This is a genomic window from Lactobacillus sp. UMNPBX12, assembly GCF_002553955.1.
GTDB classification, from domain to species: Bacteria; Bacillota; Bacilli; order Lactobacillales; family Lactobacillaceae; genus Lactobacillus; species Lactobacillus crispatus.
The window spans coordinates 114,258-129,648 of the sequence record NZ_PCYY01000002.1 but is presented as its reverse complement, the minus strand read 5'-3'; the positions used below and the strand labels follow the sequence as shown (position 1 = coordinate 129,648).

Genomic DNA, 15,391 nt, shown 5'->3' with positions numbered 1-15,391 from the left:
AATTCCAAATTCTTCCTTTTTTATATCTTATCTAAAATATCTCTTTTCGAATTATGATTTTGATAATATTGATCCTGATCAATGAAATCATATACTTGATCATAAAATTTCTTCCAATAACGGTATTTTTGGTACTGCTTTTGCCACTCCCGTGCTTCCTGCAAGTAATTACCAAGAAGTCCATTAATCTGATCGATATGTTTAATCACCTGATTAGCATGATACAATTGCTCTTCCACCTGCTTTTGAGTTAACGTTGACTCCTGATCTTCAAAAAATAGAACATTTTCTTGATAATTTTTTTCTTCTTGCAATTGTTTACTATTATCCATTTCTTCTTTGATAGCTGCAATTTCGTCTGGCTGTAATCCAATTCCAGTTTTAGCTTTGACTAATAACGACTGAATATCTGCCAATTGCACAACATCTATTCCCATTTTTTGATAACGGTTCGAATCAGTCAATGTGAACTCATCATCTGTTCTACTTACAAATACAACCACGTTTCTGATTAATTGATCTATATTTGGCAAGCGTCTCAATAAATTAATAATCACTGGGTTGTTGCTTTTTTCTAGGACATATTTAATACTTTCTTTATGCTTGGCCACTTGATCAGCTATCTGATCATAATCAGCCTGCACATTATACTGTCCATTTTTACTTGTTCGTGCTTTGGTTTCCAAGCAAAAAATCCCGCTAGTCGTAATTATCACATGATCAATTTGGTTACTCCCTAAACTATTCTTTTTTTCATAGGGATATGGTAACAGTAAATTATGAATTATTTCTTTCCCTGTCTGCACTTCACGTAAACGAGAATTCACTAATTCTTCTGCGGCAGCGCCTGCCAAGAGATTGCTAAGATGGCGCAAATCACGTTGAGATAAAATATTCATAGGTCGCAAATTTTTTATTTGATTCAAATGTAGTTCAGTCATTCTTTTCTGAAATGCGTTTACTTTTTGATTGTAAACCTTATAGCCAGAATTAATTGCCCGAATTCGTAAAACATTTTGCAGAGCCAAAGCTCGTTTCAAATCACGTTTATTATTCAACAAAGTTTTTTCAACTATCATAGCATCATGAACAGTCTGTGAATCAGTTACTTTTTTATGTGTAATCCAAGCTTTTTGATAGCTAGCATGATTTTCTAACTCATTCACATACTGATTTAAGTCATTTTCCAAAGGCAAAATTTTGTTTCTACCTTCTTTGACTATTGAGCCATAATAGCGCAAATTTTTTGTAATTTCGTCTAACTCATTGAATTCATGTTTGCCATAATGGTAAGTTACCTTAGTTTCTCCATTCCAACTAGTCTTACGCCAATAATGACCATCCGTCTTACCAAATTCAACTAATTCCGCCACTGAACGATCTAAATAGTACTTAATCAAATAATGACAATGGCCTTTATTGTCAAAAATGCGTCGCTTAATATAACCTGGTCGCATTAATTCAATGATCTGAAAGGTCAAGTTCTTATGATTAGGAAAACGGTATGGTAATCTTTTGCCTGCAATTTTTTCAATTTTAGTTATTTCTTTCTTATCTGTTACAGATAATTCTATTTTTTTCATTTTCTTCTTTTTTCGCTTTTGAAAAAAATAATAGGTTAATATGCCTACTGTTAGTGTAATTATTGTAATATCCATGTTAATTATCCATATTTTGGAACGTATGTTTAGACAGCAATAATTATACCATGATTTTGTATAATGAAAAAGCCCCTTGTTTTAACAATTCAAGGGGCTTTTATCCTTATAATTTGATATTTTCCATTCCAATCATTGGATCAATTTCACCAGAATATATTTTTTCCGGGGTTAGAACAAAATCTTCTGCTACTTCTGCTTTATCGGTTTCATTCTCCATTTCTTGAGCTTTTTCGTGCTGCTTGCTTTGATCAGATTTATCCAATGATTTTGTAATACCCAATTGCTGACAAATCTTCGCTGCTAAGCCAGTCTTACGATCATTTCCCGGCGTCTTAAAAGCTGCCACAAATGCCCGTGGATCACCAACTAACACTAAGTTTTTCTCAGCTCGCGTTATTGCAGTATACAAAAGATTTCGTTTTAGCATCACAAAATTCTGCATGGTTAGATTCAAGATTACCAATGGAAATTCTGAACCTTGTGATTTATGAATAGTGATTGCATAAGCCCGGGTCAGATCATTTAAATCTTTTCTAGAAAAGGCAACTTCTCTTCCATCAAAATCTGCAATCATGCATTCCTTGGCATCATCTTCATCAATGCTAATGATCTTACCAATTTGTCCATTATAAATATCTTTTTCAGGATTATTTTGCAATTGCAGAATACGATCGCCAATTCGGAAAACTTCATTATGTGCTTCTAATACCTTACTTTTAGGCTGAGATGGGTTTAAAATTGCCTGAATAACATTATTAAGGTTAGTTACACCACCATTGCCAAGATACATCGCGCTAAGCACTTGAATATCATCTTTTGCAAATCCACGTTTTAAAGCAAGTTTAACAATTTGTCCAACTGCATCCCCTACTAATTCGGGACGACAGCTAATAAAAGAATAATTCTTTGTTTTCTTAAACAAGGCTTGCTGATCTTTACCCTCATTAACATCATGCGCCAAAGTAATAATCGTTGAATCATCACCCTGTCTATGAATCTGCTTCAAAATAGTAGTTGGAAACGCTTGCGATTTAATCAGGTCACTGAAGACATTGCCAGCTCCAACCGAAGGTAACTGATCCTTATCACCGACGAAAACAATATGCCGCGTATCATGAATACTTGCCAAAAGTTGTTTAAAAAGGAACATGTCAACCATCGACATTTCATCAACAATTAAGATTTCACCATTTAACTCATTCAAGTCCTGAGTGTTAGTATCACCAATACCTAACCCCAACATTCGGTGAATTGTTTTAGCACTGATTCCGGTAATTTCACCCATTCTTTTAGCTGCACGTCCAGTCGGTGCTGCTAGTAAAAACGGAGGATCTTCACTGTAAAGAGCGGAGGAAGGAATCTCAGCCAGCTTGCGTAATACTAATAAAATTCCATTAATGATAGTAGTTTTACCTGTACCTGGTCCACCTGTCAAAATAGAAATCGGTTGGTTAACTGCGTTTTTGATGGCCAACTTCTGTGTATCGTCGTAGTGAATCTTAAGCTCCTTTTCAGCATCCTTGATTGCTTGCTCTACCTTTTTATCATCATATTGTTCTCTTTTTTTATCTTCTTTTTTTTCTACCAAGTTTTTCATCAAGCGAGCAATATCAACTTCTGTTTGATAAATATTTTGTAGAGCAGCATTCTCACCATCAACTATTACTTTGCCAGCTTCTTGTAAACTATTAATACAGCTAGCAATTGGGTCGAATTGATTGATTTGAAGCAATTTACTTGCTTCTGTTAATAACTCAGCTAAGCCTACATAAGTATCTCCCTCACCATTTAAAGCATCGAGTAATACTTGATAAACAGCACCTTTAATTCTACGTGGATCATCACTAGCAATATCTAATTGGCTTCCCATCATATCCGCGGTTTTAAATGCAAAACCCGAAATATCATTAACTGCTGCATAAGGATCTTTCTCTAGTTTTGCTAATGCTTCACCATGATAAAGCTGGTAAACCCGTCCTGCAATACGCTTATTAATGCCGTATTTAGCCAATTTTAAAATTACTTCTGAATAAGAATCCATCGCATTTAGTCCTGCCAAAAGACTATCCTTTTGCTTTCTAGTTAAAGAAAGCTTATCAATCTTAGCTGGACTTTCCTTCAATACATCTAAGGCATTTAGCCCTAATTCATCAATAATCGTAGTCGCAGCCTTTTTACCAATTCCAGGGAACTTATTCGAACTCAAATACTTAGTTAAAGATCCCTCTTCATGTGGCAAGACTTGCTTATAGTTATTTGCTCTAAACTGCAAGCCAAATTTTTCATGCATTACTAGTTTACCCTCGAAGCGATAGCTGCTATTAATTTGAATATCGCCAAAATTCCCTGTCACCTTAATATCGGGACGAGAATAATCGGATAAAGTGCCGATAATTTCAACGTCAAGAATTTTATACAAGTCTTTACTATTTTCAAAAACAATCCCGTTAACCTTACCGGTAAATTCATTCATAATTTTTCTTTTCCTTGTCATTTAGCATCTTCATAATTGAAGCATACTGATTCATTGCTTGCTGATAATACTTAGCATCCATCTGCTTAGCTTGAGCAAAATATTTTTGAGCCTGGTCACGATCTTTTTCTAATGTAGTGACACCTAGTAAAAAATAAACTTTCGCATTTTTCTTATTATCAGGAATTGCCAAATACATTTGCTGAGCCTGTTGATTCTCACCCAAACTTAACCAAATATCGCCTAGCAATTCCTGAATTCGCTCATCAACTTTTTTGATCGTCAAAGCATAAGCTAAAGCTTTTTGGCCTTGCCCTAATTTTAAGTAAGTTAGTGCCTTTTGATAAAGAGTTAAGTCATCATTAGGTATCTGATCTAATAAAGCCAGTGCCTTATCAAAATCGCCTTGCATGTAATAACACACTGCCAGATTATAATTTAATTCTTGTGGCTCTTTAACCAGATGCTGGGCCTGCTCCAATAGCTTCTGTGCTTGATCCAAGCTTCCTTGCTCAATTAAATACGTCGATAGCTGCAAATAATTAGCAACTTGTTGTGGATGCTGATCGATTTTTTTGATTAAAAGATGAATGGCTTGTTCTACTTTACCTTCATCATAAAGTTGCGCTATTTTTTGATCCATTATAACGAGTCCGTCTTCGATAATTTACGTCCTAAATAACTAGTTTCATTCCACACTACCGGTTTAAAAGTCTTTCCGCCATCTAGTGTTTCTAAGACAGTTAAAGAGGTATTGCTAAGGCCGCCATTTTTGCGAATATCTTTCAATGGATAGCCTAAAAGTCCACCCATAATAGCTGATAATGCCGCACCATGACTAACTGCTAGAATCTTATCATCATCGTCAGGAAATCTTTGTGCCATTTCTTGAGCAAATGCTTTTCCACGAGCAATAACATGTGGATAATCCTCACCATGAAGTTCAGTCGGATCATATTTATCTGGATGGTGCCAAAAATTATCCATTTGTTTAGGGAATTTTTTCTCTGCATCCCCAAACTTCATTCCCTCCATATCACCCAAATTAAACTCTCTGAGTCGTTCATCGATCACAACAGGTAAGTTAGCGTTCATTGCATCATCGATGCCCTGAGCGGTATTAAAGGCCCGATCAAGCGGACTGGCAAAAATTCCTCTAAATTTAGTTCCTTGCAAGTGATGACCTAATTTTTTTATATCTTCTAAGCTTTGTGGCAAAAGTGGTGAATCTCCATGTCCTCCTTGGAAGCGACTAGCTAAATTCCACTCAGTTTTGCCATGACGAACAAAATAAATTTGCATTGCTTAAATCCCCCTAATTGTCTAATCAATAAGAATAGTTTAGCACAAAGAAAAAGGCGTTCGAAAAATCGAACGCTCTTTTTGCATATTTTTTAAACTAATTGTAATTGCTTTTCTTCTTGGTAAGCAGCATCAATATTACCGCCGCCTAAACATTCTTCACCCTTGTATAAAACAAGTGCTTGACCTGGTGTAACTGCACGAGCTGGCTCATCAAAGTAAACATCAGCAGTATTGTCTGCGGCATGATACTTAACAGTCACGCCGATATCACATTGACGATAACGGAACTTTGCAGTACAGTGCATCTCAAAATCATGATCTGGCTTACCAGTAAAGAATGACATATCACTTGCCTTCAAGCGACTAGCATATAGAAGTGGACTATCATAGCCCTGCTCTACAATTAATTCATTCTTCTTAAGATCCTTGCCGACCACGAACCATGGATCAGTTGATTCCTTAGTTGAGCCCAAGCCCAAGCCCTGTCTTTGACCAATGGTGTAGTACATTAAACCAGCATGCTCACCAACTACCTTACCATCAGGAGTGACCATCTTACCTGATTTAGCTGGTAAGAATTCACTTAAAAACTTTCTAAAGTTTCTCTCACCAATAAAGCAGATACCTGTAGAATCTTTTTTCTTCGCGGTAGCTAAACCATTAGCCAAAGCAATCTCTCTAACTTGTGGCTTAGTTAGGTTAGCTAGAGGGAAAATAACCTTACTAATCTGCTCTTGACTCAATTGGCTCAAAAAGTACGTCTGGTCCTTGTTACCATCCTTAGGACGCATCATATGAGTAACACCATTGGCATCCTTAACAGTCTTAGCATAGTGCCCCATTGCAATGTAGTCAGCATCCAAGTCCATCGCAAACTCCAAGAACGACTTGAACTTAATCTGACTATTGCACATTACATCAGGATTAGGGGTTCTTCCCTTCTTGTATTCATCCAAGAAATATTCAAAAACGCGGTGCCAATACTCTTTTTCAAAATTAATTGAATAATATGGAATACCAATCTTATCGGCAACCTTTTTTACATCTTCATAGTCTTCAGTAGCTGTACAGACGCCTGAATCATCGGTATCATCCCAATTCTTCATAAAGACACCAACAACATCGTAGCCTTGTTGTTTAAGTAAAAGTGCTGAAACAGACGAGTCAACGCCACCACTCATACCTACAACTACTCTAGTCTTGCTATTGTCAACCATTATTCAATCAATCCTTTACTTCAAGCAAAATCTTACGCTCCTCAAGATCCTTTAAAATATAATCTAAAAGTTCTACAGTAGGAGCTAATTGCTTATTTTTAAAAATATTAACCTTCTGCAAACCGTTGCGATCAGTAATAACCATAGTTAAATGCGACAAGTCCTTATTAATGGTCATCTTTAACTTAGTAGGCGCGTTATAAGGTGAATCATTGTAAAGGGGATGTTCATAATTAAAATTACCCTTAGCTGTCTTCACAAAGCCAGCATCAATCAAAGCATAAAGCTTCAACTCAGGATTCAAAGTAAACTTACGTTTATCACCATTAATCACAACTGTATTTGCCATAATTTCCCTCACTTATTTATAATAAGATACTTTCTTTTTGAAAGCAACTATTTATTTTTAGATTGAATTCTTTGTACAATTTTTACTAATTCTTGAGCGAATTGCTCAATTTCTTCATCCGTATTATAACGCCCAAATGAAATTCGGATCGACTCATTTATTCTTGGTGAATTTTCTCCAAAACAAGCAATTAAAACATGTGATGGCTCCAAAGAACCAGCAGTACATGCTGAACCGCCTGACACGGCAAATCCATTCAAATCAAGATTTGTTTGTAAAGAAGTAGTAGATACACCATTGAGATGCAGATTAAGCACATGATGTGAGTAACCCGGACCATACCCACCATTAATTTCATAATTAATTTGATGATCGTCTAATTCCTTTAAAATAATGTCTTGATAATGAGCATATTTCTTTTGCAAAGCATCACGACCAATCTCGGATACTTCACGGACAGCTTCGCCAAAGCCGGCAATTCCTGGTACGTTCTCTGTTCCAGCTCGACGTTTGGTTTCCTGCTCACCGCCTAAAATCAAATTTGGAATATCGATATCCGCATTTTCATATAAAAAGCCTAAAAACTTAGGTCCATTAATTTTATGTGCAGAAACAGACAGAAAATCAATGTTCATGTCCTTAACATCAATTTTAATTGTGCCCATTCCCTGAACATTGTCAACATGAAAATATGCATTGGAGTCCTTTACCATTGCCCCGATTTCTTTGAGCGGCATAATGGTACCAACTTCATTGTTAACGGCCATAATCGATACTAAAATAGTGTCTGGCGTTAATTCCTTTTTTAACTGTTCTAAAGAAATATGACCGGTTTGATCTACCTTTAAGTAGACAACATCATAGCCCTCATCTTCTAACCGTTTCATAGGATTTAGCACAGATGGATGTTCAATTGGTGTAGTAATAATCTTTTTACCAATATTTTTACGACTATAAGCAGTTCCAAAAATTGCAGTATTATTACTTTCTGAACCACCTGAAGTAAAAATAATTTCTCCATCTTGAGCATTAATATCTTGGGCAATTTGATGTCGAGCTCGATCAATTGCTTTTCTTGCCTGACGACCTAATTCATAAGTACTAGAAGCATTACCAAAATCATTTTTCATTTCATTAGTAATAATATCTATTACCTTAGGTGACATTGGAGTGGTGGCAGCATTATCTAAATAAATTTCACGCACGTCTAATTCATCTTTTCTACATAATCACTAATTAACTTCGCTGCTTTAGCGCCAACTTTTTTAACAAAGGTTTCGAAATCCTCTTCTGCACTACCATCTCCATTATCAGAAATTGCACGCATGGCAACTAAAGGCTTCTTAAATGCATGAGCAACTTGTGCAAAAGCGGCACCTTCCATTTCACAGGCTAAAGCTGTTGGAAAATTTTGACGAATTTCATCTTTTTGTTTAGATGAAGCGACAAATGAATCACCCGTTACTACCAATCCTTCACGGAAAGAAACACCTGCCTCTTTCAAATATTCTGCAAAGGCAGTTCTTTGTGGTGAATCAAGTACAAATTGGGCTGGTTGTTGAGGGATTTGACCTTCAACGTAATCTCCAGCTGCAGTATTATGTGCATCATAATAAGCAAATGTATTTGGCAGAACTAGATCTTCTTGATGAACATCTGGTGCCAGAGTACCTGCTGAACCAGTCATAAAAATGACATCAATATCAACACAACTCAACAAACTGGCTAAGTTCATTGCAGCTTGTACCTTTCCGATACCACTTAAACCTAAATATACATCATTGCCATTAACAGAAAAATGTTCGAATTCTGTTGATCCGAACATTTCTTTTGTTTCTGCATGGAAATGATCACGATAAAATTCAGCTTCTTCCGCCATTGGGACGATAATCGCAATCTTCAATTTATTTCCTCATTTCCACTATAAATGAAATAGTGCTAATAGCACCAATATAATTAAAACAATCACTATCAGGATAGCACGATTCAATCTTTTTTTCAGTCTTAAAGACTTCTCTTGGCGAATCGTTTCCTTATCACTCGATTGATTATGCTGATAAAATTCTTGTCCATCCCCAGCCAGAGGGCGTCTTCTAGGTTCTTCTTCAGAGCCATCCCGCTTAAAGTCAGGATTTACATCTACTTCTTCTGAATCATTATCAGAAAAGGAAGATTTTAGCTTACTAAGTAGGCTTTTTTTCTGCCTTTTACGATAATCAGAGCGTTTTTCTACCATAACTAATCCTTATTATCGGTCTGAGCATTACGCAACATCATATTCTCCCAAACAGTAATTGCATAAATTGTCTTTGCATCAACAATTTTTCCTTCAGCCAATAAAGTTTTTAATTCATCTAAGCTATACCAACTAGAAGTTAAAAATTCATCTGCATCCAGTGCCCGCTTATCAGTCAATTTAGTTAAGGTATCACAATAGAAAAGATACATCTTTTCATCACAAAAACCAGGAGAAGAATAGAATTCACTGACCTTTTCCCAGTAATCTGCGCGATAGCCACCTTCTTCATTCAGCTCACGCTTCATTGCATCAAGCGGACTTGCATCAGTGGAATCAACCAAACCAGCTGGAATTTCCAAAGTAATCTGCTTAATTGGTTCCCGCCATTGCTTTACTAACAACATCTTTTGTTCATCATTAATTGCAATAACAGCCGATGCAGGCTTATGCTTAATAACTTCTCTAGTTGCAGTTTCACCATTAGGAAGCTTAATTGTACGAACAGCCAGATCCAAAATACGTCCTTGAAAAATCTGCTGTGACGAGATTTCTGTTTCCTTTAAATCCAAAATCCCAGCTCCTTTTTAGGCTAAATAAACATTTACACATTGCAGACCATTTTTACCTTGAGCTAACTGATATTTAACTCTTTGACCTACTTGCAAAGTTTTATAGCCTTCCTCTTTAATTGCTTTATAGAAGACAAAATATGACTTATGATTACGATCATCTTCAATAAAGCCATAGCTACTGCCTTCATCAAATTGTTTTACAGTACCTAACCGCATTAGTTTTCAAATCTTTCTTGAACAGCTTCTGGGTAATCTGCTTCAACGATTTTAGCACAACGACCACAAAGCATTGGCAACTTTGGATCTACGCCAATATCAGTTCTAATCATCCGACAACGAGGACATACTTCGCCTTCAGCATGTTCAACTACTACACTAGCATTATTCAATTGCTCTGCATTATCAGGTGCTTCACCATCAGCAATAGTTAACTTGGATACAATCAAGATTTGTCTGAAATCAGCATTTAAATCTTGAAGCATTGTCTTAGTTTCCTTGTCTGGGTAAATAGTTACTGCTGCTTCAAATGATTTACCAATTAATTTCTTGTTTCTTGCATCTTCAAGAGCCTTCAAGACATCATCACGCAACTTCATGAATTTACCCCAATTTTCAAGCAAATCATCATGGTTAGCATATTCTTCAACTTCTGGCATATTAGCAAGTTGAACGTAATCTTCAGGTTCTTTCAAGAAGCCCCAGATTTCTTCCATAGTGTGTGGCAAAATTGGTGTTAAGATCTTAGCCAATTTAACAGCAGCGTCGTAAATAACAGTTTGCATTGAGCGACGATCATGGCTGTTTTCACCATCAATGTAAAGTACATCCTTAGCAAAATCAAGATAAAATGCAGAAAGATCATTAGAAACAAAGTTGAAGACCTTCTTGAAGACAGTAGTAAAATCAAACTTGTCGTAAGCAGCAAGACAGTCTTTAACTAAGTCATTTAATTTCACTTCCATGTATTGATCAACTGAACGAAGATCAGCATAAGCAACGCGATTTTCTTTTGGATCAAAATCACTAGTGTTGGCCAACATGTAACGGAAGGTATTTCTGATCTTACGGTAACTTTCTGCAGACTGCTGCAAAATTCCCATTGAGACTGCAACATCAGAAGTAGTATCAGCTTGAGCTACCCAAAGACGAATAATTTCAGCACCCATCTTCTTAATTACATCGTTTGGTGAAATTACGTTGCCAAGTGACTTAGACATCTTGTGTCCCTTATCATCAAGCACAAAGCCTTGTGATAATACTTCTTTATAAGGTGCCTTACCAGTTACTGCAACAGACGTAATCAAACTCGAATTGAACCAACCACGGTATTGGTCACTACCTTCAAGATAAAGATCAGCTGGATAGTGTAAACCATCACGTTTTTCCATTACGCCTGACCAAGATGAACCAGAGTCGAACCAAACATCAAGAATATCTTTTTCTTTAGTAAATTCGCCGTTTGGTGAATGTTCTGAAGTAAAGCCTTCTGGCAACAATTCCTTAGCAGGATGAGTGTACCAAGCATTTGAACCTTCTTTAGCAAAAATCTCTGCTACATGTTCAATTGTTTCTGGAGTAACAATTGGTGTGCCATCTTCAGCGTAGAAAATTGGTAGTGGTACACCCCAAGCACGTTGACGAGAAATTACCCAATCGCCACGATCTTTAATCATGTTGTAAAGACGAGTCTTACCCCATGAAGGGATGAAGTTGGCTTGTTCAATTTGATCAAGGATTTGATTTCTAAACTTATCAATTGAAGCAAACCATTGAGTAGTTGCTCTGAAGATTACCGGCTTCTTAGTCCGCCAGTCATGTGGGTATGAGTGAGTAAAGACCTTAAGCTTAAGCAATGCACCTGCATCTCTTAACTTTTGGATCATTAACTTATCCACATCTTGGTAGAACATTCCCTTAAGTTCTGGCACTTCATCAGTATAACAACCATGAGCATCAACAGGACTAAAGATTGGTAAATGATACTTTTGACCAACATTAAAGTCGTCTTCACCAAAGCCAGGTGCAGTATGAACTAAACCAGTACCATCATCTAAAGTTACATGGAATCCTTCAATTACTAAGCTATCTTTATCATAAATTGGATGCTTAGCCTTCATGTATTCCATGTCCTTGCCTTTGAGAGTTTGAACAACTTTATAATCGTCCCAACCAATTTCTTCAGCTACCTTATCAAGTAAGCCACTGGCAACAACATATCTCTTATCCCCAACTTGAACAACTGAGTAATCAAACTTTGGGTTAACACAGATAGCTTCATTAGCTGGAATAGTCCAAGGAGTAGTAGTCCAAATTACAAAGTACGTATCCTTAGGATCAATAATTTCTTTACCATCAGTAACTGGAAATGCTACGAAAATAGAATTAGCTTCAACGTCCTTATATTCAACTTCGGCTTCAGCTAAAGTCGATTCACTTGACCATGACCAGTAAACTGGCTTCTTGCCCTTATAGATATAGCCTTTCTTGTACATTTCTCCAAAGACGCGAATTTCTTGTGCTTCAAAGTCATGTTGCAAGGTAATATATGGATTATCCCAATCTGCCATAACGCCTAGACGCTTAAAATCGGCCATTTGCTTTTGAACTTGTTCTTCAGCATATTGTCGACAAAGCTCGCGATACTTAGCACGATCCATTGTCTTACGGTCAACGCCTTGCTTAGCTAATTGTTGTTCAACAGGCAAGCCATGAGTATCCCAACCTGGTACGTATGGTGCATAATAACCGTTCATATTCTTGTAGCGAACAATGATGTCTTTAGAAATCTTGTTCAACGCATGTCCCATATGAATATTACCATTAGCAAATGGAGGGCCATCATGTAAATCAAAACGAGGCTTACCTTCGTTTAACTTTAATCTTTGTTCATATAACTTGTTATCTTCCCATTCTTTTTGCCATTCAGCTTCACGAACAGGTAGATTACCGCGCATCTTAAATTTAGTTTTACCTAAATTAAGAGTATCTTTGATTCTCATTAACAAAATTCCTTTCTAAAAAAGAAAGCCTCATCCTAAAATTAGGACGAGGCTAACCGTGGTACCACCTAAATTGAACTTATTATAAGTTCCACTTAACTTTGCGTAACGTGCAAATACCGTTTAGATTAATTAGGCAGCTGATCAGCTCTTAGGCTCTTATGCTAGTCTTCCACCATCACTAGCTCGCTGAATTGCCTTCAAGCTTTACTGTCAATCTAATATGCTTATTTTTTATAGTCGTCAGGGAAAACAATTGTTGGGCCTAAAGGATCTGATTTCATTTCAGGCTTAACATTAATTGTTTCATGACTTGGACTGTCCCCGGTCATTGGTTTAGGTGCAGCATTTTCTTCATTATCTGCATCGTCAGAATCATCCGGTTGATCCAACTCCAAATCATCAGGGCCTTGAGAAGAGTTTACGTCATTTTCATCATCATTGTCAACATCTTCATCTTCAACGTCTTCATCATCAGCACTTACTGGCTCCGAACCATCATCTGGATAATAACGCTCTAAGTTGAAGTAATCATCCAATGCATGTTGCCACTTTTCATCATTCAAATTATCGATTTCAGTCTGTAGCATTTCTTGAATATTACTACGAAATTCACTAACTTGCTCTTTTACACGCATATAATCCGTAGAAATAGTATCTTGTTGATGCTTTTGGAAGTTAATATTATCTTCCGCTTGCTTTTTGGCATCCGCAATAATCTGCTTAGCCTCTGCTTCTGCTTTCTCTCTCATTTCATCAGCAGTTTGTTGTGCCGAAATTAATGATTTATTTAAAGAACGCTTTTTTTCGTTATATTCATTAACTTGATCTTGATAATCATCTACTTTTTCTTGTAAATCAGTTAACTTTTTATTTAAAGAAACTACTTCATTCTTCAAGTCAACCACTTGATCAAGTGTATCACCATAATCATCAACAATCTGATCTAAGAAGCTATCTACTTCAAGACGATCATATCCATTACGACCACGCCGTTTAAATTCCTTGTTGTGAATATCCATCGGGGTCAATTGTGTTTCTTTGTCTGCCAAAGTCTGAGCACCACCTTATATTTACCTTTTCTTGTAGTCGAAACATCCTCAATCAAAATCCGACCAAAGTGTCTTAAACTCAAGACATCGTCTTCTTTAATCATTATATTAGAATCTGCTATTTCATGCCAATTTAATTTAACCAGCTGACTATTAATCATCTTTTGAATTTGACCGCGGCTTTGTCTGCTAATACCCGATAATACAGCATCAATTCGCATTGAGGCAACTATTTCCGTTTTTTCAATCGAATCATCCTCAGGAACCAAAACTTCTTTGAAGCTAATCGGTCTCAGCTTTACTTTTGCTCTGCCAATGCGGTCAATTTGCTCTTCAAAAAATTCCGTCATTTCTTTTTTAGTGAAAAACTGCCATTTTCCTTGATTATCAGTAATAATATCGCCAAAAATACTTGTATCAATACCCGAATTCGCCAAGGTACCTAAAATAACACTATGATTTATTTTAGTAAATTTTTGCGGATATTCAATTTCATACGGCTGAATCTGATAATCACTCGGTCGCAGATTAAGCCATTCTTCACTTAAATAAACTCGCTTTTTCTCTGCATTAGGATAGCCACCATACTCTTGAACAAATGCATCATTACCAACAATTGTTCTTAAAATTGCTCGTTTTCCCGGATCCAAAAAATCAGTCAAAATTGGCTCATGCTTAAAAATCAGCTGATTAAAAAGACCAGTAAAATAGTCAATTACTGGTCTTTCCTCTTGATTAAAATGTGGGTAAAACTTACTTGCCTGTCTGCGTTCCATTACACCATCATCCTCAATAAAATATCAAATATCCATCTTAAAACATAGTTTTGAATGAAATATAAGATAAATAAAGCAATAATTGGCGAGACATCAATTCCAGTTGAATAAGCTAATCTCGCAAATGGACCTTTTCGAAACAAATTTAAATATGGATTTACAACCTTGTCTAAAAAGCGACCAACAACAGAATTACTTAGCATTGGTAGCCAACTCATAATTGCATCAATCACGATCAGCAGACTATAAAGCCATAAAATCCACGTAAGTGCCAAGTAGATTAAATTTAATATATTAACCATTAGCTTAAATTGTCTTTCTTATCCACTAAATCACTAATTTTGCCATCAGTAACAAACTTTGGTGGAGTTGCTAAAAAGATTTTATCACCAATACGTTGGATTTCACCATTTAATGCATATACAGTACCCGTGATGAAATCAACAATCCGACGTGCTGAACTGTCTTCCATTCTGCTAAAATTAATCACTACTGCTTTATTATTTAATAAATTTTGTGCAACATCCTTAGCATCGGAATATACCCGTGGTTCATATAAAACAATCTTGCTTTTAGCCGAATTCAAGCCTGATTTAATTGAAACCACATTATCGCGATTAACTGAGTTCAGAGGCAAGTCTTCATTTTCATTTTTAGTCTGTGAGGCATATTCTTCGTCATTTTCTAATTCATCATCATTAGAAATTCCGAAAAATCTTCCTAATTTATCAAAAGCCATTTATACTAC

General features: G+C 36.3%; 16 protein-coding genes. All 16 read right to left on the bottom strand.

From position 1 onward, the window contains the following. Positions 1–20: 20 nt before the first annotated feature. The 16 genes from CP363_RS01565 to CP363_RS01490 all read right to left on the bottom strand — a co-directional run bounded on the left by CP363_RS01565 (position 21) and on the right by CP363_RS01490 (position 15,382). Positions 21–1,658 carry a nuclease-related domain-containing protein gene (locus CP363_RS01565; RefSeq protein WP_089146706.1) on the bottom strand — a complete coding sequence of 546 codons (1,638 nt, stop codon included), beginning with the start codon at positions 1,656–1,658 and terminating at the stop codon, positions 21–23. A 106-nt stretch (positions 1,659–1,764) separates the two neighbouring features. Further along, a complete protein-coding gene (locus CP363_RS01560; RefSeq protein ID WP_023488129.1) occupies positions 1,765–4,134 on the bottom strand; it encodes an ATP-dependent RecD-like DNA helicase in 2,370 nt (789 codons plus the stop codon). Continuing rightward, on the bottom strand, positions 4,127–4,777 hold the full coding sequence (locus CP363_RS01555; RefSeq protein ID WP_089143179.1) for a lipopolysaccharide assembly protein LapB: 651 nt from the start codon (positions 4,775–4,777) through the stop codon (positions 4,127–4,129). The genes CP363_RS01560 and CP363_RS01555 overlap by 8 nt, the downstream gene beginning before the upstream one ends. Next, entirely contained in the window at positions 4,777–5,436 is a 660-nt protein-coding gene (locus CP363_RS01550; RefSeq protein ID WP_005718864.1) for a histidine phosphatase family protein, read from the bottom strand. The genes CP363_RS01555 and CP363_RS01550 overlap by 1 nt, the downstream gene beginning before the upstream one ends. 92 nt (positions 5,437–5,528) lie before the next feature. Beyond that, on the bottom strand, positions 5,529–6,656 hold the full coding sequence (gene mnmA, locus CP363_RS01545; RefSeq protein ID WP_013086164.1) for a tRNA 2-thiouridine(34) synthase MnmA: 1,128 nt from the start codon (positions 6,654–6,656) through the stop codon (positions 5,529–5,531). Positions 6,657–6,663: 7 nt separating this feature from the next. Beyond that, on the bottom strand, positions 6,664–7,005 hold the full coding sequence (locus tag CP363_RS01540; RefSeq protein WP_013086163.1) for a DUF1831 domain-containing protein: 342 nt from the start codon (positions 7,003–7,005) through the stop codon (positions 6,664–6,666). Positions 7,006–7,052: 47 nt separating this feature from the next. Then, positions 7,053–8,210, bottom strand: coding sequence for a cysteine desulfurase family protein (locus CP363_RS01535; RefSeq protein WP_098035727.1), 1,158 nt, complete (start codon positions 8,208–8,210; stop codon positions 7,053–7,055). Between the two features lie 2 nt (positions 8,211–8,212). After that, a complete protein-coding gene (locus CP363_RS01530) occupies positions 8,213–8,908 on the bottom strand; it encodes a 5'-methylthioadenosine/adenosylhomocysteine nucleosidase (RefSeq protein WP_089147655.1) in 696 nt (231 codons plus the stop codon). An 18-nt stretch (positions 8,909–8,926) separates the two neighbouring features. Continuing rightward, positions 8,927–9,241, bottom strand: a complete 315-nt coding sequence (locus tag CP363_RS01525; RefSeq protein ID WP_013086162.1) for a hypothetical protein — start codon at positions 9,239–9,241, stop codon at positions 8,927–8,929. Positions 9,242–9,243: 2 nt separating this feature from the next. Further along, a complete protein-coding gene (locus CP363_RS01520; protein WP_005724551.1) occupies positions 9,244–9,813 on the bottom strand; it encodes an NUDIX hydrolase in 570 nt (189 codons plus the stop codon). 15 nt (positions 9,814–9,828) lie between these two features. Further along, positions 9,829–10,032 (bottom strand): cold-shock protein, encoded by a 204-nt coding sequence (locus CP363_RS01515; protein WP_005721332.1) that lies wholly within the window; start codon positions 10,030–10,032, stop codon positions 9,829–9,831. After that, a complete protein-coding gene (gene ileS / locus CP363_RS01510; protein ID WP_098035726.1) occupies positions 10,032–12,815 on the bottom strand; it encodes an isoleucine--tRNA ligase in 2,784 nt (927 codons plus the stop codon). The genes CP363_RS01515 and ileS overlap by 1 nt, the downstream gene beginning before the upstream one ends. 227 nt (positions 12,816–13,042) lie before the next feature. Then, on the bottom strand, positions 13,043–13,867 hold the full coding sequence (locus CP363_RS01505) for a DivIVA domain-containing protein (protein WP_013086160.1): 825 nt from the start codon (positions 13,865–13,867) through the stop codon (positions 13,043–13,045). Then, positions 13,843–14,643, bottom strand: a complete 801-nt coding sequence (locus tag CP363_RS01500) for an RNA-binding protein (protein ID WP_013086159.1) — start codon at positions 14,641–14,643, stop codon at positions 13,843–13,845. The genes CP363_RS01505 and CP363_RS01500 overlap by 25 nt, the downstream gene beginning before the upstream one ends. Then, positions 14,643–14,945: a YggT family protein gene (locus CP363_RS01495; RefSeq protein ID WP_005718845.1), complete on the bottom strand. Its 303-nt coding sequence runs from the start codon at positions 14,943–14,945 to the stop codon at positions 14,643–14,645. The genes CP363_RS01500 and CP363_RS01495 overlap by 1 nt, the downstream gene beginning before the upstream one ends. Then, the gene (locus CP363_RS01490) at positions 14,945–15,382 is read right to left on the bottom strand and encodes a cell division protein SepF (protein ID WP_005718844.1); all 438 of its coding nucleotides are present in this window, start codon (positions 15,380–15,382) and stop codon (positions 14,945–14,947) included. The genes CP363_RS01495 and CP363_RS01490 overlap by 1 nt, the downstream gene beginning before the upstream one ends. Between the last annotated feature and the right edge of the window lie 9 nt (positions 15,383–15,391).